Source organism: Pseudomonas parakoreensis, from assembly GCF_021602155.1.
Taxonomy (GTDB): domain Bacteria; phylum Pseudomonadota; class Gammaproteobacteria; order Pseudomonadales; family Pseudomonadaceae; genus Aquipseudomonas; species Aquipseudomonas parakoreensis.
The window spans coordinates 561,787-583,345 of record NZ_BQHY01000001.1 but is presented as its reverse complement, the minus strand read 5'-3'; the positions used below and the strand labels follow the sequence as shown (position 1 = coordinate 583,345).

The window sequence follows — 21,559 nt, the reverse complement described above, 5'->3', positions numbered from 1 at the left end:
GGTGTTCTCGGATTTTGTGAACACAACCAGTCCTGTGGGAGCTGGCTTGCCAGCGATAGCGTCCTCAACAACACTGCAACTCTCCCCGCCTGTCAGCTGTCCACACTCCCCATAGACACTCTTTAACCTTTAAACATTGGGCCGCTTCGCGCTGCCAGTGCTAATCTCCACCGCTAATTTCAGCGGAGTCGAGCCGCGACCCGGTCACGGGTTCAGGGAAGACGACCACACTTTCAGCCACGGACATTGATCAGGTCATTCATGAATAAATCAGCAGGCGTGCTTCTCGGAATTGTTGTTGCCATCGGTGCGATCAGCGCCGGCGGGGCCTGGTACACCGGGACCAAGATCGAAGGCGTACTGAACAACGCCGTCAGCAACGCCAACAAAGAGCTGCAGACCGCGATGGCCGGCTCCAATGGCAGCGCGTCGCTGGAGCTGGTGTCGCTGGAGCGCCACACCTTTACCAGCACCGCGCACTACCGCCTCAAGGGCGAAGGCGAGATGTTCGGTGACCAGCCGGTCGAGCTGCTGTTCGTCGATCACATCGAACACGGCCCGCTGCCGTTCTCGCGCCTGGTGTCGCTGAAGTGGCTGCCGGTCATGGCCACCAGCAATTACGAGCTGGAAAAGAGCCCGGCCACCGAAAAATGGTTTGCCGCCACCAAGGGCGCCGCGCCGCTCAAAGGTGTGACCAACATCGGCTACGACGAATCCACCACCAGCAGCCTGGAACTGCTGCCGCTGGAAACCTCGCTGGACGAGCAGTCGAGCCTGAAGTTTTCCGGCCTGACCATGAACATCTCCGCCAGTGCCCAGGCGCAGAAGGTCAAGGCTGACGGCTACATGGACAGCCTGAAACTGGTCACCGTGTCGCAGGATCAGGCACCGGTGCAGGTCGAACTCAACGGACTGACGCTGGCCAGCAACCTCACCAAGAGCAGCTACGGCTACTACACCGGGGAAAACACCCTGGAGCTGACCAACAGCAAAACTACCTTCGGTCCCAAGCAGTCGGTACTCGGTGTGAAGAACTTCGAAATGAAGAACCTCACCGAAGAGAGCGGCAGCAATGCTTCGGGCCGCGCTGACTACAAGGTCGGTGAAGTCACCCTCAACGACAAGAAAATCGGTTCGGCCAACATGGCCATGAGCCTGAAAAATCTCGACATCCCGTCGACGATGTCGCTGATGCAGATCTACCAGACCAAATTGCAGCCGTACGAGAAGGAAGCGGCGGCGGCTGCCGAGGCCGGTCTGCCGGCACCGGAACTGAACCTGACCGAAGCCGAATCGGCACAGGTCAAGGCTGACCTGCAGAAACTGCTGGCCGCCAGCCCACAGATCGCGCTGGAAAACCTGTCGCTGAAAACCGCCAACGGTGAAAGCCGCGCCAGTCTGGTGATTGATCTGACCAAACCGCAGTCGATGGACCTGCCGCCGGATCAACTGGGCAAGCAATTGATCGCGCTGCTGGACCTGAATATTCAGGTGTCCAAGCCGATGCTGATCGATCTGCTCAGCGTGCAGGCGCAGCTCGACGGTCAGACTGACGCCAAAGCCATCGTCGACCAGGCCAGCGCCGGCGCCGACATGTTCTCCGGGATGGCAGTCGGTTCGCAATTGGCGACCGTCGACGGCACCAATGTCGTGACCAAGCTGCACTACGCCGCCAACCAGGTGGAATTCAACGGCCAGAAAATGACCGTCGAGCAGTTCGTCGGCTTCCTGATGAGCAAGTTCGCTGGCGTCACGCAAGTGCAGTAATCCTGCGCTCTAAATAGCAACGCCCGGCCTCTGGATTCGCGGACGCCGGGCGTTTTGCTGTCTGGCGTTCGGGTTTTCCACTGAACCGGCGGCACGATTCTGAACAATTATTGTGTTCTGAATATTCGACTACGCTTGCATGCAAGACTGCCTGACTAAGCTTGGCTGGGTCCTTGTTGGCTCAGCCTCCGTTACGAATGGGCAAGGGGGGCATTGCGACCCGGCTGGCCATGTAAGGATGCTGACGAATGCCGCGTATTGATGTGCCTGTTCTACATCGTGGTTTACGCCCGTTGTTTCGTGTTGCGCTGTGCAGCCAGTTGCTCTGGCCGGCACTGGCGTTTGCCGACACGCCCTATGATCAGATGGTGCGTGATGCCCGTGCCGGGCAGACCACGCCCGCGCTGAATGTGCTGCGCCAGGTGCCGCCGGGGCAGTCGACCACTGGCCAGATCAGCGATCACCTGCAGATCGCCAGTTGGGCCGGCCTCGATGCCGAAGTGGTGCAGGTCTATGAAACCCAGGGCCGTGACCGGGTGCTGCCGGTGCAGGCACTGACCGCCACGGCACGGGCCTATCGCAACCTCAAGCGTTGGGATCAGGCGACTCAGGTCTACAACAAGGCGCTGGCGCTGGAGCCGGACAACGCTGACCTGCAATTGGGGCTGGCCCTGACTCAGGCTGACGCGGGCAAACCCGACGAAGCCGTGACCCGCGCCAAGGCGCTGGTCGCCGCCAAACCTGACGACCCCTCGCGCCGCCTTGCCCTGGGCTATGCCCTGACCCGCGCCGGCAAGCAGTACGACGCGTTGTTTGAATACGATCAAGCGTTTATCCGTGCCGGCAGCAAGCCGGAGGTCGCCCGCGAATACGTGGTCGCCCTGCAAAAGGCGCGGCTGCCGGAACCGGCGCTGCGTCTGGCCAATCAACGTCCGGGGCTGATCGACCCGGTCACCCTGCGCCGCCTCGAAGGTGATCTGGCCGCCGAACGCGTGCGTCTGGCCGAACTCGCCACCCGCAGTGAACAAGAACGCTACGTGATCGCCGACCGCGCGCTGGCCGATTACGACAAACTGCTCGCCACCTGGACCCCGGATGCCAGCGCCCACGATGACGTGATTCGCTGGCGCATCGACCGCATGGGTGCACTCAAGGCCCGGGCGCGCACCGCTGACGTGATCAATGAATACCAGAAGCTGCAAAGCCAAGGCGTGAAGATTCCGACCTACGCCTTGCGCTGGGTCGCCGCGTCGTATCTGGATCAGCGCCAGCCAGAAGTCTCTACCGACCTGTATCGCCAGGTGCTGTCGGCCCCGGACGCCGATGTCGGTGATCGCCTCGAAGACACCACCGCGTTGTATTACTCGTTGCTGGAAAGCGATCGCGCCGATGAAGCGCGCAACGTCGCCGAGGACCTGGCCAAGACCCAGAAACCGCGCGTCGAACTCAAGGGCTTGCCGATCGGCAACCCCAACGACGAATGGATGGACGCGCAGCAACTCGCGGCGCAGGCCGGCACCTACGGCTCCGACCTGCCGCACGGCGAGGAACGCCTGCAGACACTGGTCGATCAGGCCCCGGGCAACATCGGCCTGCGTCTGGCGCAGGCCGATCTGTACCTGGCCCGGCAATGGCCACGCCGCGCGGAAACCCAGCTCAAGGAAACCGAGAGCATGGTCCCGCGCGACATGGGCCTGGAACTCGCTCAGGCACGCACCGCGATGACCCTGCAGGAATGGCGGCAGATGGATGCGCTGACCGATGACGTGGTCGCGCGTTTTCCCGACAACCGTCAGGTGCAGCGTGCGGCCCGCGAGCGCGAAGTGCACGACATGTCCGAACTGCGCGTCGAAGCCTATGGCGGCAAGGCCAACGGAGGCGGCGGCAGTGGTGCGGGCGCGGTCAGTGGCAGCCGCGATTTCGGCATCCAGAGCACTTTGTACAGCCCGCCGATCGATGAAGACTGGCGGGTGTTCGTCGGCGCCGGGTATGCCACCGGCGACTTCGCCGAAGGCACCGGTACCGACCGCTTCCAGCGCGTGGGCCTGGAGCGTCGTACCCGCGACATGAGCCTGGAAGCCGAGGTCTCCAACCACGATTACGGTTACGGCGCCAAACAGGGCGCGCGCATCGCGATTGCCCGCGACATCAACGACCACTGGCAGTACGGCGGCAGCTTCGCCTATCTGTCGGCCGAGACGCCGTTGCGGGCGCTCAACAGTGACATCAAGGCCAACGGCGGCAACGCGTTCATTCGCTGGCGCGCCAACGAAAGTCGCGAGTGGCGGCTGTCGGTCAGTCCGTCGCACTTCAGCGACGGCAATAACCGCGTCGAAGCTTTGCTCACCGGGCGCGAGGGCGTCTACAGCGCGCCGAACGTGCAGGTTGATGCCGGTCTGGAAGTCGGTACCAGCCACAACTCCAAGTCCGAGGATGTGCCGTACTTCAACCCGAAATCGGACTTCAGCGTGATGCCGACGGTCAACGTCAACCATGTGCTCTACCACCGTTACGAAACCTCGTGGAGCCAGCAGTTCCAGGCCGGTGCAGGCACCTACAGCCAGCGTGATCACGGCACTGGCGGCATGGCGATGCTCGGCTACGGCCAGCGTTATGCCTGGAACGACGTGTTCGAGGTGGGCGGTTTGTTCAGTGTGATCAACCGGCCCTACGACGGTGATCGGGAGACCGATCTGCGTCTGCTCGTCGACCTCACTTTCCGCTTCTAGAAGAGTTTGAAGATGCCTTTGATGACGCGTTTCATCCTTCTGCTGGGAGTGCTGCTGATCAGCGCCTGCGCCCAGCAAGCCCCGGCCTTCGCGCCGCCGTCGCAACGTCCGGTGGCGGCCAATGAAAAACCCTGGCCGAAAAACCACGTGCTGGGCATCGCCTATCACGATATCGAAGACCGCGACCCCGATCAGGCGGTGGTGGCGGTGCGCACCGAACGCATGATCGAGCAGCTCGCGTGGCTGCGGGAGAACGGCTACCAACCGGTCACCGTCGATCAGATCATGGCGGCGCGCAAGGGCGGCCCGGAACTGCCGGCCAAAGCGATCCTGCTCAGCTTCGACGATGGTTATTCAAGCTTCTACACCCGCGTGCTGCCGGTGCTGCGCGCCTACAACTGGCACGCTCTGCTGGCGCCGGTCGGCGTGTGGATCGACACGCCGCTCAATCAACCGGTGGATTTTGCCGGTGCACCCCGCGCACGTTCGGACTTTCTGACCTGGGATCAGGTGCGGGAAATCTCGCAGTCAGGGCTGGTGGAAATCGCCGCGCACACCGACGCCAGCCACAAAGGCATCCTCGCCAACCCGCAAGGCAACATGCAGCCGGCGGCGGCCACCCGACGCTACGATCCGCTCACCAAACGCTATGAGTCCGAAGAACAGTTCCGCGCTCGAATCAGCAATGACGTGGCGACCATCTCGGAAAAAATCCGCAAAGTCACCGGCAAGAAACCGCGCATCTGGGTCTGGCCGTACGGCACGGCGGACGGCACTTCGCTGGCCGTGGTCGGCGAGCAGGGCTACGAAATGGCCCTGACCCTGGACGACGGTCTCGACGCCCTCGACAACCTGATGAGCAGCCCGCGCTTCCTGGTGGCCTCGGATCCCGACGGCGAGCATTTCGCCAACAGCATCGTCGGTGTGCAAGCGGATTTCGCCATGCGTGTGGTGCACGTCGATCTGGATAACGTTTACGACCCGGACCCGGCACAGCAGGAAATCAACCTCGGCAAGCTGATCCAGCGCATGGCCGACATGGGTGCCAACACCGTGTTCCTGCAGGCCTTCGCCGATCCGAAGGGCGACGGACTGGTGCACTCGCTGTACTTCCCCAACCGTCACCTGCCGGTGCGCGCCGACATTTTCGACCGCGTTGCCTGGCAACTGCGCACTCGGGCGCACGTGAAAGTCTTCGCGTGGATGCCGGTGCTGAGTTTTGGCCTCGACTCGAAGCTGCCGCGTGTCACGCGCTGGGATCCGAAGACCGGCAGCACCGCGGTCGATCCGGACCAGTATCAGCGCCTGTCGCCGTTCGATCCGCAAGTACGGCGGATCATCGGTGAAATCTACGAAGACGTGGCGCGCCTGACCTCGGTGGACGGCATTCTGTACCACGACGACGCGGTGCTGTCGGACTTCGAAGACGCCAGCCCTGAGGCCCTGAAAGCTTATGCCGCGCACGGCTTGCCGGGGTCCATTGCTGCGCTTCGAGATGATCCGGCGGCGATGCAACGCTGGACGCGCTTCAAGAGTAAATACCTGATCGACTTCACCAACGAACTGACCGCCAAAGTCCGCGCAATCCGTGGCCCGCAGGTGCTGACCGCACGCAACATCTTCGCCGAGCCGGTGCTCAATCCGCAGAGCGAAGCCTGGTTTGCGCAGAACCTCGACGACTTCCTCGTGACCTACGACTGGACGGCGCCGATGGCCATGCCGCTGATGGAAAAACAGACCCAGGCGCAATCCGGCCCGTGGCTTGAAGAACTGGTGGCGAAGATCAAACAGCGCCCTGGTGCACTGGATCGCACAGTCTTCGAACTGCAAGCCCGCGACTGGACGAAAAAGGATCAGGCCGACATCGACGGTGCGCAACTGGCGGACTGGATGGGCCGGCTCAAGCGTCAGGGGGCGACCAGTTTTGGTTACTACCCGGACAACTTCCTCGACAACCTGCCGGACCTGAAAACCGTAAGGCCTGCGCTCTCCAACAAATGGAACCCATGACATGCTGGATAGACTGTTAGCCCTGCTTGTTCTGGCGCTCGTCCTCGGCGTGCCGCTGGGGTTGATCTTCCTGGTCACCGGGCAGTTCCTGATGGACTTCGTGTTCTTCTACCCATTGTTCATGTCCGGCCTGTGGATCGCCGGTGGCCTGTATTTCTGGCTGCACTGGGAACGCCACTGGCCGTGGAAGGACGACACCCTGCCGCCGCCACTGGAAGGCGAACCACTGATCTCGATCCTGATCCCTTGCTACAACGAAGGCGAAAACGCCGCCGATACCATTCACGCGGCGCTGGCCCAGCATTACCCGAACATCGAAGTCATCGCGATCAACGACGGTTCCAAGGACAACACCGCCGAAGTGCTCGACCGGCTCGCCCAGGAAGACCCACGCCTGCGGGTGCTGCACCTGGCGGAAAACCAGGGCAAGGCTGTGGCGCTGCGCATGGGCGCCATTGCTGCGCGCAGCGAATATCTGGTGTGCATCGACGGCGACGCGCTGCTGGCACCGAACACGGCGGCCTATCTGGTGGCGCCGATGCTCGACAACGCGCGCCTCGGCGCGGTGACCGGCAACCCGCGTATCCGTACACGTTCAACATTGGTCGGGCGGGTGCAGGTCGGTGAGTTCTCCTCGATCATCGGCCTGATCAAGCGCACGCAACGGGTGTTCGGGCGGATCTTCACCGTGTCCGGGGTGATCGTCGCCTTCCGCCGTACCGCGTTGAACCGGGTCGGCTACTGGAGCCCGGACATGATCACCGAAGACATCGACATCAGCTGGAAGCTGCAACTCGATCACTGGAGCATCTTTTACGAGCCGCGCGCGCTGTGCTGGATCCTCATGCCGGAAACCCTGCGTGGTCTGTGGAAGCAGCGCCTGCGCTGGGCCCAGGGCGGTGCCGAGGTGCTGTTCAAGAACATCCGCGGCATCTGGCAGTACCGCCATCGTTACCTGTGGCCGCTGCTGTTCGAGTATTGCCTTTCGACCGGTTGGGCCTTCACCTTTCTGCTGTCGGTAATCTTCTGGGCCGTTGGCAAGTTCGTCGTCATGCCGGAGTCGATTGCCGTGCATCACCTGATGCCCCCGGCGTTCACTGGATTGCTGCTGGCCTTCGTCTGTCTGGTGCAGTTCGCCGTCAGCATCATTATCGACCGGCGCTATGAGCCGGGTCTGGGCCGAACCATGTTCTGGGTGGTCTGGTACCCGATCGCTTTCTGGCTGGTCAGTCTGCTCACCACCTTGGTCAGCTTCCCCAAGGTCTTGTTTGGCCAACATCAGAAGCGTGCGCGCTGGGTCAGTCCTGATCGGGGCATCAAACCGGTTGGCGACGACGAAGAGGAGGTCATCAAATGAAAATCATCCGGACCCGCCAGCGACCGTTCCTGGTCGTGATCGACGTGATTCTCACCGTGCTGGCCTGGGTCGGCCTGCTGTTCCTGCTGATACGCGGGCTGTGGCCGCTGATCGAAACCCACGCCGGTGGGCCACGCATCGACAACTCGGCATTCGAGGCGCTGGGTACGTTGCAGATCTACCTGTGGGTGGCGCTGGTCAACGCGGTGATCCTGATTGGTTGGGCGCGTTATCAACAGCGCAAAAGCCGAAGCTTCGCCCAGCGTCGATTGCCGGCACCGGTGGTCGATGATGAAGGGCTGAGCAAGAGCTTCCGCCTGTGCGATGAGCGCTTGCAGAAACTGCGCACGCCGGGGGTGATGACCATCCACAACGATCAGGAAGGTGACATCAGCCATGTGGTGCTGAACTTTCGGCCACTGGAGCCTGCGGAGCTGCCGCCACCGCTGGCGCCGCTGGAGCATCCGCGGGTGATCTTTCTGCACGCCGAGGATGACGATAATCGCGACCCGGTAAATCGCCCCACCTGAAAGATGCCCCCCCTGTAGGAGCTGCCGAAGGCTGCGATCTTTTGATCTTTAAAATCAAGATCAAAAGATCGCAGCCTTCGGCAGCTCCTACATTGTTCAGCATTCAGCATTCAGCATTCAGCATTCAGCATTCAGCATTCAGCCGCGAATCAGCTCCCAAGCTTCTTCCATCGCCAGTGGTTGTTTCATCCGCTCCGCGAGCATCGCCATGGCCCGTTCTTCCTCGCAGGCCACGGCGGCGACCACCACGCCGTTATGGCCGAACAGGCCGATGAAGGGCGGATGCTCGGGTTCGCCCCTGAACTCGATTTCATCCCACTGGCTGGCGTGGCCAAGGTAGTCGTAGTTCCTGCCGAAGTGCCAGGTCCAGAAAAACGGCACATCCAGATAATGCTCATCGGCGCCCAACATGTTGGCGGCAGCAATGCGCGCATGCTGCTGGGCCAGGCGCCAGTGTTCAATGCGTTGCGGCTGGCCGCTCAGGGGGAACGTGGCGATATCGCCAATTGCCCACAGCCCGTCGCAAACACGCAGGCCGGCGTCGACTCGCAGTGACTGGTCTTTCTCCCTCGGCAGCGACGCAAAAGCCTCGGTGGCCGGATGCACGCCGACCCCCGCCAGCACCAGATCCGCCGAGACGCGCAAACCGTTGTCCAGCAGCACCGCTTCGACTTTGCCGTCGCCAATGATTTCCCGGACTTCGTGATCGGTGATGAATTTCACCCCGTGTTGTTCGTGGAGCGCACGGATCGCTTTACCCACGGCTGTGCCGAATTGTGCGGCAAACGGAATGGCGTGGCGGGCGCTGACCGTGACGTCGAGCCCTAGCTGGCGCAGGGCGGAGGCGCATTCCAGGGCGATAAAGCTGTCACCGATGATCAGCGCCCGCTGTTCGGGTCTGGCGGTGCGCATGATCTGTTCAGCCTGGGCTTTCGAACGCAGGACGAACACCTGCGGCAGATCAGCGCCGGGCAGTTGCAGCGGATTGGGCTCGCCGCCGGTGGCGAGCACCGCGGCGTCGTAGCGCAGGGATTGGCCATCGTGCAAATGCAGGGTTTTCGCTGAGGCGTCGAGGGCAGTGATTTCGCCTTGTCGGCGTTCGATGCGCTGACTTTGATAAAACTCTTCATCGCGCAGCGGCGGAGTTTCCTGCGTCGACATTTCGCCGGCGAGGACAAATTTGCTCAGCACCGTGCGGTCGTAGCCGGCATCCGCTTCGCGGTCGAGCATGATGATCCGGCCACCGAAACCTTTCTCCCGCAGTGCCGCCGCACATGCCGTGCCCGCTGCACCTGCGCCGACTATCACGAAGGTGCGCGAATCATCGGCCGGCGGCGTGTGCCCATCCGGCAGCGGTTGGTCATCGACCCAGACCTCATCGCCACGTAACTCCAGCGGATAACGCTTGAGACTGTCGAAGGCAGGCGGCTCGCACAACGCGCCGTCTTCGACGCGAAACGCGGCCTTGTGCCACGGGCAGATCAGTCGTCCGTTGCACAAGGCGCCGTCCGCCAGCGGCGCGCCGGCGTGTGGGCATTCACCCTGAAACGCGCGCAGTTGGCCATTGGCGTGGAGCAGGACAATCTTGCGCTCACCGATTTCGACTTGCAGGCCACGGTCTTCGGGAACATCGGCGAAACGGGCGACACGGTGCAGGCTCATGTTCGTGCTCCTGGCAGGCATTTCTCTTACGAGTTTGCGCCGCAGGGCGAGGTTCAGCCAATTGCCACTGCCAAGGTACGAACGGTACGGCTATAGTTTGCAGGCCGACGAAGGCCCAACTGCACAAGGTACTCCCGGAATGACCCGATTGACCTCTCTCAACCCTTGGCTGGCGGCCGTCGCCGTCGCCCTTTGCGTGCAGTTTTCGGCGCAGGCGGCCGAGCGCTTTACCCTCGATATACCCGGTGTCTCGGACAACCGCCTGTTCACCTCCGCCGCCGCGAGCGATGCCACCGGTTGCGGTGGCAAGAACCAGTCGCCGGCACTGGCCTGGAACGCAGGGCCTGCGGGCACCCAGAGCTATGCGATCGTCATGCACGACCCGGACGGCCAGAAAGGGGCTGGCGTCGATCACTGGATTCATTACGGCATCAAGGCCACCACCCGGCAGATCCCGGCCGGTGTCGGCGCCAAATCCAGTCTCGAAGGCGTAGGCGGCACCAACAGCAAAGGCACGACCCATTACATCGGGCCATGCCCACCGGTTGGCGACAGTGCACACCACTACATCATTCAGATCTACGCCCTGGATCTGGCCCCGGACGCCTTGCCCGCCGGCCTGACCCGCGCCGAGCTGATGGACAAGATCAAAGGCCACGTACTGCGTAACAGCAGCGTGGTACGGCGTTATCACCGCTAAAAAAATTTTTTGGCGGGGTTTAACCCGATCTGAAGGGGCTGCCCGTCTCAGTGGATGAATGGATCACTTTCATCCCGAGGTCAGCCCCCATGTCCCGTTCTCTGCCTTTCCTGCGACCTGTTGCGGTCGGTGTGTTGTTGGCCGTCGCCGGTTGCGGCGTGTCTTCCGATCCGGAGTCGGCTGCCGTCCCGGCGCCCGCCCAGCCGCAAGCTTCAATTGAGCATGAAGTGCTCAGGGCCGATGACACCATGGCCAAGCGCAGCGCGCGTGCGGCGCCGATCGCCAGTTTTGCCGCGATGCCGGCCCCGGACAGTTATCCACAAGGCTATCGCGACGAGCAGCGCGAGCAGTATCAGGCGCTGGCCGATAATCCGGTCCACAGCGTGGCCGAATCTCCGGTCTCAACCTTCAGCGCAGACGTCGATACCGGCGCCTACGCCAACGTCCGGCGGTTGCTCAATCAGGGACGCCTGCCTCCGGAAGGCGCCGTGCGGCTGGAAGAGATGGTCAATTACTTTCCCTACAACGATGCGCTGCCCAGCGATGGCTCGCCCTTCGGCGTGACCACCGAACTGGCCGTCACCCCGTGGAATCCGCACACCCGTCTGCTGCGGATCGGCATCAAGGCCTCCGACCGGGCCGTGGCGGAACTGGCCCCGGCCAATCTGGTGTTTCTGGTGGATGTGTCCGGTTCGATGGATCGCCGTGAAGGGCTGCCGTTGGTCAAAAGCACATTGAAACTGCTGGTCGAGCAGTTGCGCGAGCAGGATCGGGTGTCGCTGGTGGTGTATGCCGGCGAATCCCGGGTGGTGCTGGAGCCAACGTCTGGCCGGGAAAAAGCCAAAATTCGCACAGCCATCGAGCAATTGACCGCTGGCGGCTCAACTGCAGGTGCGTCGGGCATCGAACTGGCCTATCAAATGGCACAACAGGCGTTCATTCCCAAAGGCATCAACCGCATCCTGCTGGCCACTGACGGTGACTTCAACGTCGGCATCAGCGACTTCGACAGCCTCAAGCAAATGGCTGTGGATAAACGCAAGACCGGAATCTCCCTGACCACTTTGGGTTTCGGTGTGGATAACTACAATGAACACTTGATGGAACAACTGGCCGACGCTGGCGACGGCAACTACGCCTACATCGACAACCTGCGCGAGGCGCGCAAAGTGCTGGTGGATCAACTCGGTTCGACCCTTGCCGTGGTGGCGAAAAACGTCAAATTGCAGGTGGAATTCAACCCGGCGCAGGTCAGTGAATATCGCCTGCTCGGCTACGAAAACCGCGCTCTGAAGCGTGAGGATTTCAGCAACGACAAAGTCGATGCCGGTGAAGTCGGCGCAGGACACACAGTGACCGCGCTGTATGAAATTGTCCCGGCAGGTGAGCAGGGCTGGCTGGAACCGCTGCGTTACGGTAAATCGCAGGCGCCAGTGGCTACGAACAGCGGGGAATTGGCGATGCTGCGTGTGCGTTATCAACAGCCCGAAGGTGGGAAAAGTCTGCTGATCGAGCGGCCGATTACCGATCAAGTCGCACCGGCCAGTGACGATCTGCGTTTCGCAGCGGCGGTGGCGGCGTTTTCCCAGCAGCTCAAGGATGCTCGCTACACCGGCGACTTCAGCCTGAAAGACACCGAAGCGCTGGCCCGTGGCGCTCGCGGCGACGACCGCTTCGGTTTGCGCAACGAGTTCGTGCAACTGGTGGAACTGGCGCAAAGCCTGCGCAGCTCAACCGCATCGAATACGCTGCCCATTGAGCGACGGATCGAATAGTGAGCCGATTCAAAGGCTTCATCAGTCAGCTGTTTGCTACGCCAGACGGCCCGACCGCCAGCAGCGATGAAACGCTGCTGGCGCGTTATCGCGAAGGCGACGGCGCGGCGTTCGAGATTTTGTACGCCCGTCATCGGCAAAGTCTGTATCGCTTTCTGCTCGGGTTGAGCGGCAAACCGGAACTGGCTGACGAGGTGTTTCAGGACACTTGGCTGAGCCTGATCCGCAGCACCAGTCAGCCACAAGGACGGGCGACGTTTCGTACGTGGCTGTTCCAGATTTCGCGCAATCGGCTGATTGATCACTGGCGTAAACACGGTGCATATCAGCCGCTGCACGACAGTTACGACGAACAGCTGCACGCGGTCGGCGACGAGACCCACGATCCCGAACAACGGCTGAACCTCAGCCGCGACAGCCAGCGCCTGGAAAGCGCCCTGCAAACCCTGCCCGCCGAGCAGCGCGAAGTGTTTCTGCTGCGCGCCCACGGTGACCTCGACCTGGCGCAAATCGCCAGCCTCACCGAAACATCGCTGGAAACCGTCAAGAGCCGCTTGCGCTACGCCCAGCAAAAACTGCGTCGGCTGCTGGCCGAGGAGGTACTGACATGACTGACGCCCGCCAGACGCCGGAAGAGCAACTGCTCAAACATTATCGCGAGCAACACACCAGCGAGCCGTCAGAACAGCTCGATGCGCTGATTCTCGCCGCTGCACGCCGCGCCGCTCCGGCGCCTAAGCCAAGCCTGTGGCAACGCTGGCTGCAGGCCTGCCAGAAACCGCGCTGGCAGGTCGCATTCGCCAGCCTGGTCGGTGTGGCACTGATGCTCTCGCTGGTGCAACGTGCGCCCGAGCCGCCAGCGCAATTCGACTTCACCCCGGCCGCCAAACCGGCCGCGCCATTGGCGCGCAAGCAAGCGCTGGAAGCGCTGGAAGCGCAGTCACTGGCCGCTCCGCCCGCTGCGGCCATGTCCGCACCGGCACCGATGATGGAAATGGCCGAGCCGATGCAAAGCGACGCGATCAGCGCCGACGAAGCCAGACTCAGCAAACGCGCCGTCGCGCCGGCCAACGGCCTGGATGAGCAACTGCGCGAAGTCCTGCGCCTGCGCGAGGCCGGCCAGTCGCAAGCTGCGGATGCGCTGTACAACAATCTGCACAAACGCTACCCCGGGGTGAACCTCGACCTGCGACTTGAGCGCATTCGCCAGAACTGACCGCTTGTTCACCCAGCCATTTGGCATTGCCCGGCAAAAACGCGCACTATCGAGCCATGGCTGAAGCGCTGGAGAGCAAAGTGGCAGCAAAAATCGACCGCATCGCCCAACTCCTCAACTGCCCGCAGAAGGGCGAGGAGATGCGGCGCGCGATTACCGAGGCGCGCAAGGAGTTCCTGCTGAACCAGTCGGAAGACGACGTCGTGGAAGAAGACGAGGTTTTTGAGGAGGCTGGGGAAGAAGAGGAAGACGACGATTACGACGAGTTTGACTGGACGACGGAGTGACCGCAGTCACATGAAAGTCAGCGTCCACAAAAAAGCCCCGGACCATCACAGTCCGGGGCTTTCTCGTTTCAATTCATGGCGCACCAGGCGGGATTCGAACCCACGACCCCTGCCTTCGGAGGGCAGTACTCTATCCAGCTGAGCTACTGGTGCAGCGGGCGACATCATACCTAGGTCGGCTCGGGGCGTCCATGCCGGGTTTTGGCGGGTTTTGTCAGTGCGCGTGTCGGTGTGAAACGCTGCATTCCTTAAAGCTGTAACGTCCTGCAAAACCCTCGCTTGGCGCTTTTTCCCGGCTGATCTATGGTTTGGCTGCGGCCGGGCTTTTTGCGCGTTGATCTGAAAAATCCAGCAAACGCAGGGTTTTTGTTCTTTTTTTCGAACGACCTATTGTCCTTTAACCCCTTTGCTCCTACGATCCGTTTGAGATTTCAAACGCTCTTTGACGGGGTGTGGAAGCGCAGGTGCGGTGAATAACGCACGATCAATGCGCCTCACCCGGTAGATGATTTCCCTGACGGCAGCCTTGCGAGGCGCCTTTCTACAATCATAATTTTGCTCCGCGCAGGCCGCGGTGCTGTTAAGGAAAGCCGACATGCAGCTTAAAGATACCCAGTTGTTCCGCCAGCAAGCCTTCATTGATGGCGCTTGGGTCGATGCGGACAACGGTCAGACGATCAAGGTCAACAACCCGGCCACCGGCGAAATTCTCGGCACCGTGCCGAAGATGGGCGCTGCGGAAACCCGCCGTGCCATCGAAGCCGCCGACAAGGCGCTGCCGGCCTGGCGTGCACTGACCGCCAAAGAGCGTGCCGGCAAGCTGCGTCGCTGGTTCGAACTGATGATCGAGAACCAGGACGACCTCGCGCGCTTGATGACTCTTGAGCAGGGCAAGCCGCTGGCCGAAGCCAAGGGCGAAATCGTTTACGCCGCGTCGTTCATCGAGTGGTTCGCCGAAGAAGCCAAGCGCATTTACGGTGATGTGATTCCGGGCCACCAGCCGGACAAGCGCCTGATCGTGATCAAGCAACCAATTGGCGTGACCGCCGCGATCACCCCGTGGAACTTCCCGGCGGCGATGATCACCCGTAAGGCCGGCCCAGCGCTGGCCGCCGGTTGCACCATGGTGCTCAAGCCGGCTTCGCAAACTCCATTCTCCGCCTTCGCTCTGGCTGAACTAGCGCAGCGCGCCGGCATCCCTAAAGGCGTGTTCAGCGTGGTCTCCGGCAGCGCCGGCGATATCGGCAGCGAGCTGACCAGCAACCCGATCGTGCGCAAGCTGTCCTTTACCGGTTCGACCGAAATCGGCCGTCAGCTGATGTCGGAATGCGCCAAGGACATCAAGAAAGTTTCGCTGGAACTGGGCGGCAACGCGCCGTTCATCGTGTTCGACGACGCGGACCTGGATAAGGCCGTCGAAGGCGCGATCATCTCCAAATACCGCAACAACGGTCAGACCTGCGTCTGCGCCAACCGCCTGTACATTCAGGATTCGGTCTACGACGCGTTCGCCGAGAAGCTGAAAGTCGCGGTGGCCAAGCTGAAGATCGGCAACGGTCTGGAAGAAGGCACCACCACGGGTCCGCTGATCGACGAGAAAGCCGTGGCCAAGGTGCAAGAGCACATTGCTGATGCCGTGGCCAAAGGCGCCACCGTGTTGGCCGGTGGCAAGCCGATGGAAGGCAACTTCTTCGAGCCGACCATTCTGACCAACGTGCCGAAAGACGCGGCTGTGGCCAAGGAAGAAACCTTCGGCCCGCTGGCGCCGCTGTTCCGCTTCAAAGACGAAGCCGAAGTGATCGCGATGTCGAACGACACCGAGTTCGGTCTGGCCTCCTACTTCTACGCCCGCGACCTGGGCCGTGTGTTCCGTGTGGCTGAAGCCCTGGAATACGGCATGGTCGGCGTCAACACCGGGCTGATCTCCAACGAAGTCGCGCCGTTCGGCGGCATCAAGGCGTCGGGCCTGGGCCGTGAAGGCTCCAAGTACGGCATCGAGGATTACCTGGAAATCAAATACCTCTGCCTGGGCATCTAAGCCGGGAAAGGGATCGCTGCAAACGCAAAGGGCACGAGAGCGCTGTCCCTTTGCGTCGTTTCAAACCGGAATTTTCTCTGCGGCCAGGAACGCCGTGGCAGTCGATCATCGCATGCTGCCACCGCCGATTCCTCCCGCTTTATCCTTGAACCACGCCGCCCGATGAGCGGTGAATGAGGACTGTAATGAGCAAGACTAACGCTGAACTGATGGCCCGTCGTACCGCAGCTGTTCCACGTGGTGTTGGCCAGATTCACCCGATCTTCGCCGAATCGGCGAAGAACGCTACCGTGACTGACGTTGAAGGTCGTGAGTTCATCGACTTCGCCGGCGGTATCGCGGTACTGAACACCGGCCACGTGCACCCGAAAATCATCGCCGCCGTGACCGAACAACTGAACAAGCTGACCCACACCTGCTTCCAGGTACTGGCCTATGAGCCGTACGTTGAGCTGTGCGAAAAGATCAACGCCAAGGTGCCTGGTGATTTCGCCAAGAAAACCCTGCTGGTGACCACCGGTTCCGAAGCCGTGGAAAACGCCGTGAAGATCGCCCGTGCCGCCACTGGCCGTGCCGGCGTGATCGCCTTCACCGGTGCCTACCACGGTCGCACCATGATGACCCTGGGCCTGACCGGTAAGGTCGTGCCGTACTCGGCCGGCATGGGCCTGATGCCAGGCGGTATCTTCCGCGCGCTGTACCCGAACGAACTGCACGGTGTGAGCATCGACGACTCGATCGCGTCCATCGAACGCATCTTCAAGAACGACGCCGAGCCGAAAGACATCGCCGCGATCATCATCGAGCCGGTGCAGGGTGAAGGTGGTTTCTACGTCGCGCCGAAAGAGTTCATGAAGCGTCTGCGTGCCCTGTGCGACCAGCACGGCATCCTGCTGATCGCTGACGAAGTGCAGACCGGCGCTGGCCGTACCGGCACCTTCTTCGCCATGGAACAGATGGGCGTTGCGGCCGACCTGACCACCTTCGCCAAATCCATCGCTGGCGGCTTCCCGCTGGCCGGTGTCTGCGGCAAGGCCGAATACATGGACGCCATCGCTCCAGGCGGCCTGGGCGGCACCTACGCCGGTAGCCCGATCGCTTGCGCTGCGGCCCTGGCCGTGATGGAAGTGTTCGAAGAAGAACACCTGCTGGACCGCTGCAAGGCTGTCGGCGAGCGTCTGGTCACCGGCTTGAAGGCCATTCAGGCCAAATACCCGGCAGTGATCGGCGAAGTGCGTGCGCTGGGCGCGATGATCGCGGTCGAGCTGTTCGAAAACGGCGACAGCCACAAGCCGAACGCTGCCGCAGTGGCATCGGTGGTGGCCAAGGCACGTGACAAGGGTCTGATCCTGCTGTCTTGCGGCACCTACGGCAACGTGCTGCGTGTTCTGGTTCCACTGACTGCGCCGGACGAGCAACTGGACAAAGGCCTGGCGATCATCGAAGAGTGCTTCTCGGAGCTGTAATGCCGGGCACTGTGTGATCGGATCGAGAAAAAACCCGCTTCGGCGGGTTTTTTTATGCCTCGGAAACCCTTTTGCGCTGTATCAAAGGGCCAGCATTGGCTAAGGTTCAGGCATTGCAAGGGAGAGCGCGCATGACCGCCGTTGATTTACCCGCCGTACCCCGAGTGCTGATTGCCGAGGCCGATCCGTGGTCCCGTGACCTGCTCAAACATGTGTTGCTCAACGTGCGCTGCGATGCGCGGCTGGACTTGTGTGCCGACGGCCAGCAAGCGCTGTCGTTACTTACCGACGTGCCCTATGACCTGGCGATTGTCGATTGGGAGTTGCCGGGCATCGACGGTTTGAGCGTGCTGCGCAGCGTGCGTCAGCGCAAACGCAATCCGCCGCTGCCATTCATTTTGATGAGCAATCGCAACGACAGTGCCAGTGTGCGCGAAGCCATCCCGTTGGCCCCGACGGCCTACCTGACCAAACCGCTGAACATGGAAAGCCTGACCGAGCGGCTGCAGGGTTTACTGTTGAATGCGGGTGAAGAGGTGTTCTGCGAAGTGCCGACGCTGGCGCCGGGCATGACCTTGTCGGTGTTCCTCGAGCGGCGCCGCGAGCAGGCCGACGGCGCGCCATTGATGACCGATGTGCAGGTGGCGGTCAAACGCAGCCTCAATCCCAATGGCCTCGACCTGAAACTGCTGGAAGAAGAGATCCGTACCGATCCGCAGATTACCGCCGTGCTGATCGCCGCCGCCAACAGCGCGGCGCAGCATCATGGCGCGGCGGTACAGACCCTGGGGCAGGCGCTGCATCGCCTCGGCACCGGGCAGAGCATGAACCTGATTCTCGGCCTGGCGCTCAAGCGCAGCGCCAAACTCAGCGACCCGTGCCTGGCGGATTACGCCGAGCGCTATTGGGGCTTGTCGTTGCATACCGCCGAATACGCCCGCACCCTGGCGCGCCTGCTCGACCTGGATCAGGAGCGCTGCTATTGCGCCGGCATGCTGCATCGCCTTGGCGATCTGGCGCTGTTGCGCTGTTTACAGGAGTGGAAGCAGGCCGGCGGCGAGTTGGATGAGTGGGAGGAAGTCGGTGACGCGCTGGCGGAATTTGGCGCGGCTTACGGTTCGGCGTTGCGCACGCGCTGGCGCCTGCCGCTGGAGCTGCGCGAGTTGATTGCGTCCGTCTACCAGCTCGGAGGCGGGGTGTATTCCCGTGAGGCGCTGGTGATGAACATGGCGGCGCAAATGGCCCGCCTGACCGAGCATGAGGGCGTTGAGGAGCTGGCAAAGAGTCGCACGGCGCGGCTGCTTAAGATCGGGTTGCCGGAATTGATGCGGATGCGCAAGTAACCGGATTCACGAGCATCCCCCTGTAGGAGCTGCGGCACGCTGCGATCTTTTGATCTTGTCTTTCAAAGCAAAAATCGAAAGATCGCAGCGTGCCGCAGCTCCTACAGGGGAGGTAAATCGGAGGGTGGATTCAGCTTGAGATAATCCGGTTCTTGCCCTGCCGTTTGGCCTCGTACATCGCTGCGTCCGCCCGGGCGAACAGGCTGTCGAGGCTTTTGTCATCGTTCCTGAGGCTGGTCAGTCCCTGGCTGACGGTGATGCCGAAGGTCTGGCCGTCGACATTGAAGACCATCCGCTGAATCTCCTGCTGCAGCCGCTCGGCCACTTGCATCGCCATGTCCGGTGCACAACCGGGGAACACGGCAGCGAATTCTTCTCCGCCGATACGTCCGAACAGATCGCCGCGACGTAACGAGGTGCGCCCGCATTCGGCGATGCGTTGCAGCACGTTGTCGCCTTCCGGGTGGCCGTAGCTGTCGTTGATCTGCTTGAAGTCATCAATGTCCAGCAGCAGGAAGGCCAGTGGCGAACCTTGCAGGCGCGCGTCGTCGAACTCGCGGTTGGCGCATTCGAAGAAGTGGCGACGGTTGCTGCTTTGGGTCAGTACGTCGGTGGTGGCCAGGCGATGCAGTTCGGTTTCCATGCGTTTTTTGTCGGTGATGTCTTCGGCGATGCCGACGATGATCACCGGTTGCCCGGGCTCGTCCTGACGGTTGATGAAGCACTTGTCGCTGAGCCAGCGAACCTGGCCGTCAGCGGCGATGATCCGGTATTCGCGGTCTTCCACCGCGCCTTTGTGCAGCACTTCGGCCAGGCTGCGCTCGGCATAGTCGAGATCGTCGGGGTAGATGCTGTCGCGCCATTGGTTGTAGTCAGCCAGCAATAGCCCTGCGGAGCGACCGAAAATTCGCTCGTAGGCAGGGCTGACGTAAAGCACCTGACGGGTTTCCCAATTGAACGCCCAGAGCACCGCGTTGACGCTCACCAGCAAGGAACTGAACAGTTGTTCGCGCTCGCTCAGCCGGGCGACTTCGCCTTGTGCGTGCATCAGCGCCATCAGGGTTTGCGCGGCCTCGGGCCACTGCGCAAGGGATGAGTCTTGTTGATTGTTGTTGACCATCGGCACATTTCTCAAAGGGCGTGCCGCGATTTCGACAACGGCCACAGTACAGCCCGCCGGGATGGCGAAGTGTCTTTGAGATAGGGCTTTCGGTGCTAAGTTCCGCGCTTTTGTGGCGAGGAGGCTTGCTCCCGCCGGGCGGTAGAGATGACGCGTTTCAGCAATGAGAACGCGTCGACAAATTTGCGGTAGCTGCGCTACCGATCGGGGATGAATCCCCTCGCCACAGGGGATTCGTTCATGGCGGTCAGGCTGCGGCGGGGCGCAGCGAGTAGGTTTTCAGCTGGTCGGCGAACTCACGCAGGGACTGGATGCCGCTGGCCTCGGCCTCGTGCACCCATTCCTTGATGGCGGCGAGCATGTCGTGGCCATTGGCGCTGGTCTTGACCCAGATCTGCTGCAGGGCCAGGCGTTTTTCGTAAATGACCTTCAGCGCCTGGCTGTGCTCGAGCATGTTCTGGATGCGCAAGTGATGACGGTCTTCCAGCAGGCTGGTTTCCCGCGACAGCAGGCGTTTGGCCCGATGGAATTGATGGCGTACCGAATGATCGACCTTGTCCAGCTCCTGCTTGACCAGTGGGCCGATCACCAATTTGCGGTATTGGGCCATGATCTGGAAGCGGTTGTTGAGGATCGCCATGGCGGTGTCCATGTCCAGATGGCCCTTGCCTTCGACGCGGTGGGCAATCGGCGCCACACGCTGGACCTTGGCCAGTCTGAAGAAGCTGAAGACTTTGATCCACGCCCAGCCGAGGTCGAATTCCCACTTCTTCACCGACAGCTTGGCCGAGTTGGGGTAGGTGTGATGGTTGTTGTGCAGCTCTTCACCACCGATCAGGATGCCCCACGGCACCAGATTGGTCGCCGCGTCGCGGCATTCGAAGTTGCGGTAGCCGATGGCATGGCCCAGACCGTTGACCACGCCGGCGGCCCAGACCGGGATCCACATCATCTGGATCGCCCAGATGGTGATGCCGATGGTGCCGAACAGCAACAGGTCGATGATGCCCATGATCGCCACACCCAGCAGCGGATAGCGGCTGTAGAGATTGCGCTCGATCCAGTCTTCCGGGCAGTTCTTGCCGTAGATGCGCAGGGTCTCCGGATTCTCGGCTTCGGCGCGATAAAGCTCGGCGCCTTTGCGCAGCACGGTGGACAGACCCTTGATCACCGGGCTGTGCGGGTCATCTTCGGTTTCGCACTTGGCGTGGTGTTTGCGGTGGATGGCAGTCCACTCGCGGGTGTTCTGCGCCGTGGTCAGCCACAGCCAGAAGCGGAAAAAGTGTTTCAGGCCGGCATTCAGCTCAAGCGAGCGATGGGCCGAGTAACGGTGCAGATAGACCGTGACGGCGACAATTGTCACGTGGGTCATCAGCAGGGTGACCGCGACCAGAGACCAGGCCGACAAGCCAAGAAAACCTTCGTACCACATAGGCTATAGGGCCCTCGATAAAGATAAAAACAGCCGTTGCATTATCACCAAGCACACAGATAAAACCAGTCGCCCTTTCAGATAAGCGTCGCTGGATGTTTCTTGACCTATAATTCCAACCTTTTTT

16 protein-coding genes and 1 tRNA gene are annotated in these 21,559 nt (G+C 61.6%); 13 read left to right on the top strand and 4 right to left on the bottom strand.

What is annotated here, in order from left to right; translation table 11 throughout:
• Positions 1-261: 261 nt before the first annotated feature.
• The 5 genes from L6D63_RS02510 (at position 262) to pgaD (ending at position 8,393) form a co-directional block, all read left to right on the top strand.
• Positions 262-1,767: a YdgA family protein gene (locus tag L6D63_RS02510; protein WP_131670843.1), complete on the top strand. Its 1,506-nt coding sequence runs from the start codon at positions 262-264 to the stop codon at positions 1,765-1,767.
• A 248-nt stretch (positions 1,768-2,015) separates the two neighbouring features.
• Entirely contained in the window at positions 2,016-4,496 is a 2,481-nt protein-coding gene (gene pgaA, locus L6D63_RS02505; RefSeq protein ID WP_095667858.1) for a poly-beta-1,6 N-acetyl-D-glucosamine export porin PgaA, read from the top strand.
• 12 nt (positions 4,497-4,508) lie between these two features.
• Positions 4,509-6,506 (top strand): poly-beta-1,6-N-acetyl-D-glucosamine N-deacetylase PgaB, encoded by a 1,998-nt coding sequence (gene pgaB / locus L6D63_RS02500; RefSeq protein WP_131670844.1) that lies wholly within the window; start codon positions 4,509-4,511, stop codon positions 6,504-6,506.
• A 1-nt stretch (position 6,507) separates the two neighbouring features.
• Positions 6,508-7,863: a poly-beta-1,6-N-acetyl-D-glucosamine synthase gene (pgaC, locus tag L6D63_RS02495; protein WP_131670845.1), complete on the top strand. Its 1,356-nt coding sequence runs from the start codon at positions 6,508-6,510 to the stop codon at positions 7,861-7,863.
• Positions 7,860-8,393: a poly-beta-1,6-N-acetyl-D-glucosamine biosynthesis protein PgaD gene (gene pgaD, locus L6D63_RS02490; protein ID WP_047290751.1), complete on the top strand. Its 534-nt coding sequence runs from the start codon at positions 7,860-7,862 to the stop codon at positions 8,391-8,393. The genes pgaC and pgaD overlap by 4 nt, the downstream gene beginning before the upstream one ends.
• A gap of 138 nt (positions 8,394-8,531) precedes the next feature.
• On the opposite strand, the gene L6D63_RS02485 is transcribed toward pgaD, so the two are convergent.
• Positions 8,532-10,055, bottom strand: coding sequence for an FAD-dependent oxidoreductase (locus tag L6D63_RS02485; RefSeq protein ID WP_131670846.1), 1,524 nt, complete (start codon positions 10,053-10,055; stop codon positions 8,532-8,534).
• Between the two features lie 139 nt (positions 10,056-10,194).
• Between L6D63_RS02485 and L6D63_RS02480 the strand changes: the two genes are divergently transcribed.
• The 5 genes from L6D63_RS02480 to L6D63_RS02460 all read left to right on the top strand — a co-directional run bounded on the left by L6D63_RS02480 (position 10,195) and on the right by L6D63_RS02460 (position 14,033).
• A complete protein-coding gene (locus tag L6D63_RS02480) occupies positions 10,195-10,755 on the top strand; it encodes a YbhB/YbcL family Raf kinase inhibitor-like protein (protein ID WP_047290754.1) in 561 nt (186 codons plus the stop codon).
• A gap of 89 nt (positions 10,756-10,844) precedes the next feature.
• Positions 10,845-12,530, top strand: coding sequence for a vWA domain-containing protein (locus L6D63_RS02475; protein ID WP_131670847.1), 1,686 nt, complete (start codon positions 10,845-10,847; stop codon positions 12,528-12,530).
• Positions 12,531-12,559: 29 nt separating this feature from the next.
• Entirely contained in the window at positions 12,560-13,141 is a 582-nt protein-coding gene (locus tag L6D63_RS02470; RefSeq protein WP_236170266.1) for an RNA polymerase sigma factor, read from the top strand.
• Positions 13,138-13,746 carry a hypothetical protein gene (locus L6D63_RS02465; RefSeq protein WP_095667852.1) on the top strand — a complete coding sequence of 203 codons (609 nt, stop codon included), beginning with the start codon at positions 13,138-13,140 and terminating at the stop codon, positions 13,744-13,746. The genes L6D63_RS02470 and L6D63_RS02465 overlap by 4 nt, the downstream gene beginning before the upstream one ends.
• A gap of 56 nt (positions 13,747-13,802) precedes the next feature.
• Complete coding sequence (locus L6D63_RS02460) at positions 13,803-14,033, top strand: hypothetical protein (protein WP_196302410.1); 231 nt, start codon at positions 13,803-13,805, stop codon at positions 14,031-14,033.
• Between the two features lie 76 nt (positions 14,034-14,109).
• Here L6D63_RS02460 and L6D63_RS02455 read toward each other — a convergent pair.
• Positions 14,110-14,186 (bottom strand) — tRNA-Arg (locus tag L6D63_RS02455).
• Positions 14,187-14,628: 442 nt separating this feature from the next.
• Here L6D63_RS02455 and gabD point away from each other — a divergent pair.
• The 3 genes from gabD to L6D63_RS02440 all read left to right on the top strand — a co-directional run bounded on the left by gabD (position 14,629) and on the right by L6D63_RS02440 (position 18,880).
• The gene (gabD, locus tag L6D63_RS02450) at positions 14,629-16,071 is read left to right on the top strand and encodes an NADP-dependent succinate-semialdehyde dehydrogenase (RefSeq protein ID WP_007963502.1); all 1,443 of its coding nucleotides are present in this window, start codon (positions 14,629-14,631) and stop codon (positions 16,069-16,071) included.
• A gap of 185 nt (positions 16,072-16,256) precedes the next feature.
• On the top strand, positions 16,257-17,537 hold the full coding sequence (gabT, locus tag L6D63_RS02445; protein ID WP_095667851.1) for a 4-aminobutyrate--2-oxoglutarate transaminase: 1,281 nt from the start codon (positions 16,257-16,259) through the stop codon (positions 17,535-17,537).
• Positions 17,538-17,668: 131 nt separating this feature from the next.
• Complete coding sequence (locus L6D63_RS02440) at positions 17,669-18,880, top strand: response regulator (protein ID WP_047290759.1); 1,212 nt, start codon at positions 17,669-17,671, stop codon at positions 18,878-18,880.
• Between the two features lie 130 nt (positions 18,881-19,010).
• Here L6D63_RS02440 and L6D63_RS02435 read toward each other — a convergent pair whose 3' ends face one another.
• The gene (locus tag L6D63_RS02435) at positions 19,011-20,000 is read right to left on the bottom strand and encodes a GGDEF domain-containing protein (protein ID WP_131670849.1); all 990 of its coding nucleotides are present in this window, start codon (positions 19,998-20,000) and stop codon (positions 19,011-19,013) included.
• A gap of 247 nt (positions 20,001-20,247) precedes the next feature.
• Positions 20,248-21,432, bottom strand: coding sequence for a delta-9 fatty acid desaturase DesA (gene desA, locus L6D63_RS02430; protein WP_131670850.1), 1,185 nt, complete (start codon positions 21,430-21,432; stop codon positions 20,248-20,250).
• Positions 21,433-21,559 lie beyond the last annotated feature (127 nt).

Bases quoted from the DNA above. Each gene is read 5' to 3' on its own strand.
- pgaC (WP_131670845.1), top strand. From the start codon at position 6,508: ATGCTGGATAGACTGTTAGCCCTGCTTGTTCTGGCGCTCGTCCTCGGC.
- gabT (WP_095667851.1), top strand. From the start codon at position 16,257: ATGAGCAAGACTAACGCTGAACTGATGGCCCGTCGTACCGCAGCTGTT.
- L6D63_RS02475 (WP_131670847.1), top strand. From the start codon at position 10,845: ATGTCCCGTTCTCTGCCTTTCCTGCGACCTGTTGCGGTCGGTGTGTTG.
- L6D63_RS02485 (WP_131670846.1), bottom strand. From the start codon at position 10,055: ATGAGCCTGCACCGTGTCGCCCGTTTCGCCGATGTTCCCGAAGACCGT.
- desA (WP_131670850.1), bottom strand. From the start codon at position 21,432: ATGTGGTACGAAGGTTTTCTTGGCTTGTCGGCCTGGTCTCTGGTCGCG.
- L6D63_RS02465 (WP_095667852.1), top strand. From the start codon at position 13,138: ATGACTGACGCCCGCCAGACGCCGGAAGAGCAACTGCTCAAACATTAT.
- pgaA (WP_095667858.1), top strand. From the start codon at position 2,016: ATGCCGCGTATTGATGTGCCTGTTCTACATCGTGGTTTACGCCCGTTG.
- L6D63_RS02460 (WP_196302410.1), top strand. From the start codon at position 13,803: ATGGCTGAAGCGCTGGAGAGCAAAGTGGCAGCAAAAATCGACCGCATC.
- L6D63_RS02435 (WP_131670849.1), bottom strand. From the start codon at position 20,000: ATGGTCAACAACAATCAACAAGACTCATCCCTTGCGCAGTGGCCCGAG.
- L6D63_RS02510 (WP_131670843.1), top strand. From the start codon at position 262: ATGAATAAATCAGCAGGCGTGCTTCTCGGAATTGTTGTTGCCATCGGT.
- pgaB (WP_131670844.1), top strand. From the start codon at position 4,509: ATGCCTTTGATGACGCGTTTCATCCTTCTGCTGGGAGTGCTGCTGATC.
- L6D63_RS02480 (WP_047290754.1), top strand. From the start codon at position 10,195: ATGACCCGATTGACCTCTCTCAACCCTTGGCTGGCGGCCGTCGCCGTC.
- pgaD (WP_047290751.1), top strand. From the start codon at position 7,860: ATGAAAATCATCCGGACCCGCCAGCGACCGTTCCTGGTCGTGATCGAC.
- L6D63_RS02440 (WP_047290759.1), top strand. From the start codon at position 17,669: ATGACCGCCGTTGATTTACCCGCCGTACCCCGAGTGCTGATTGCCGAG.
- gabD (WP_007963502.1), top strand. From the start codon at position 14,629: ATGCAGCTTAAAGATACCCAGTTGTTCCGCCAGCAAGCCTTCATTGAT.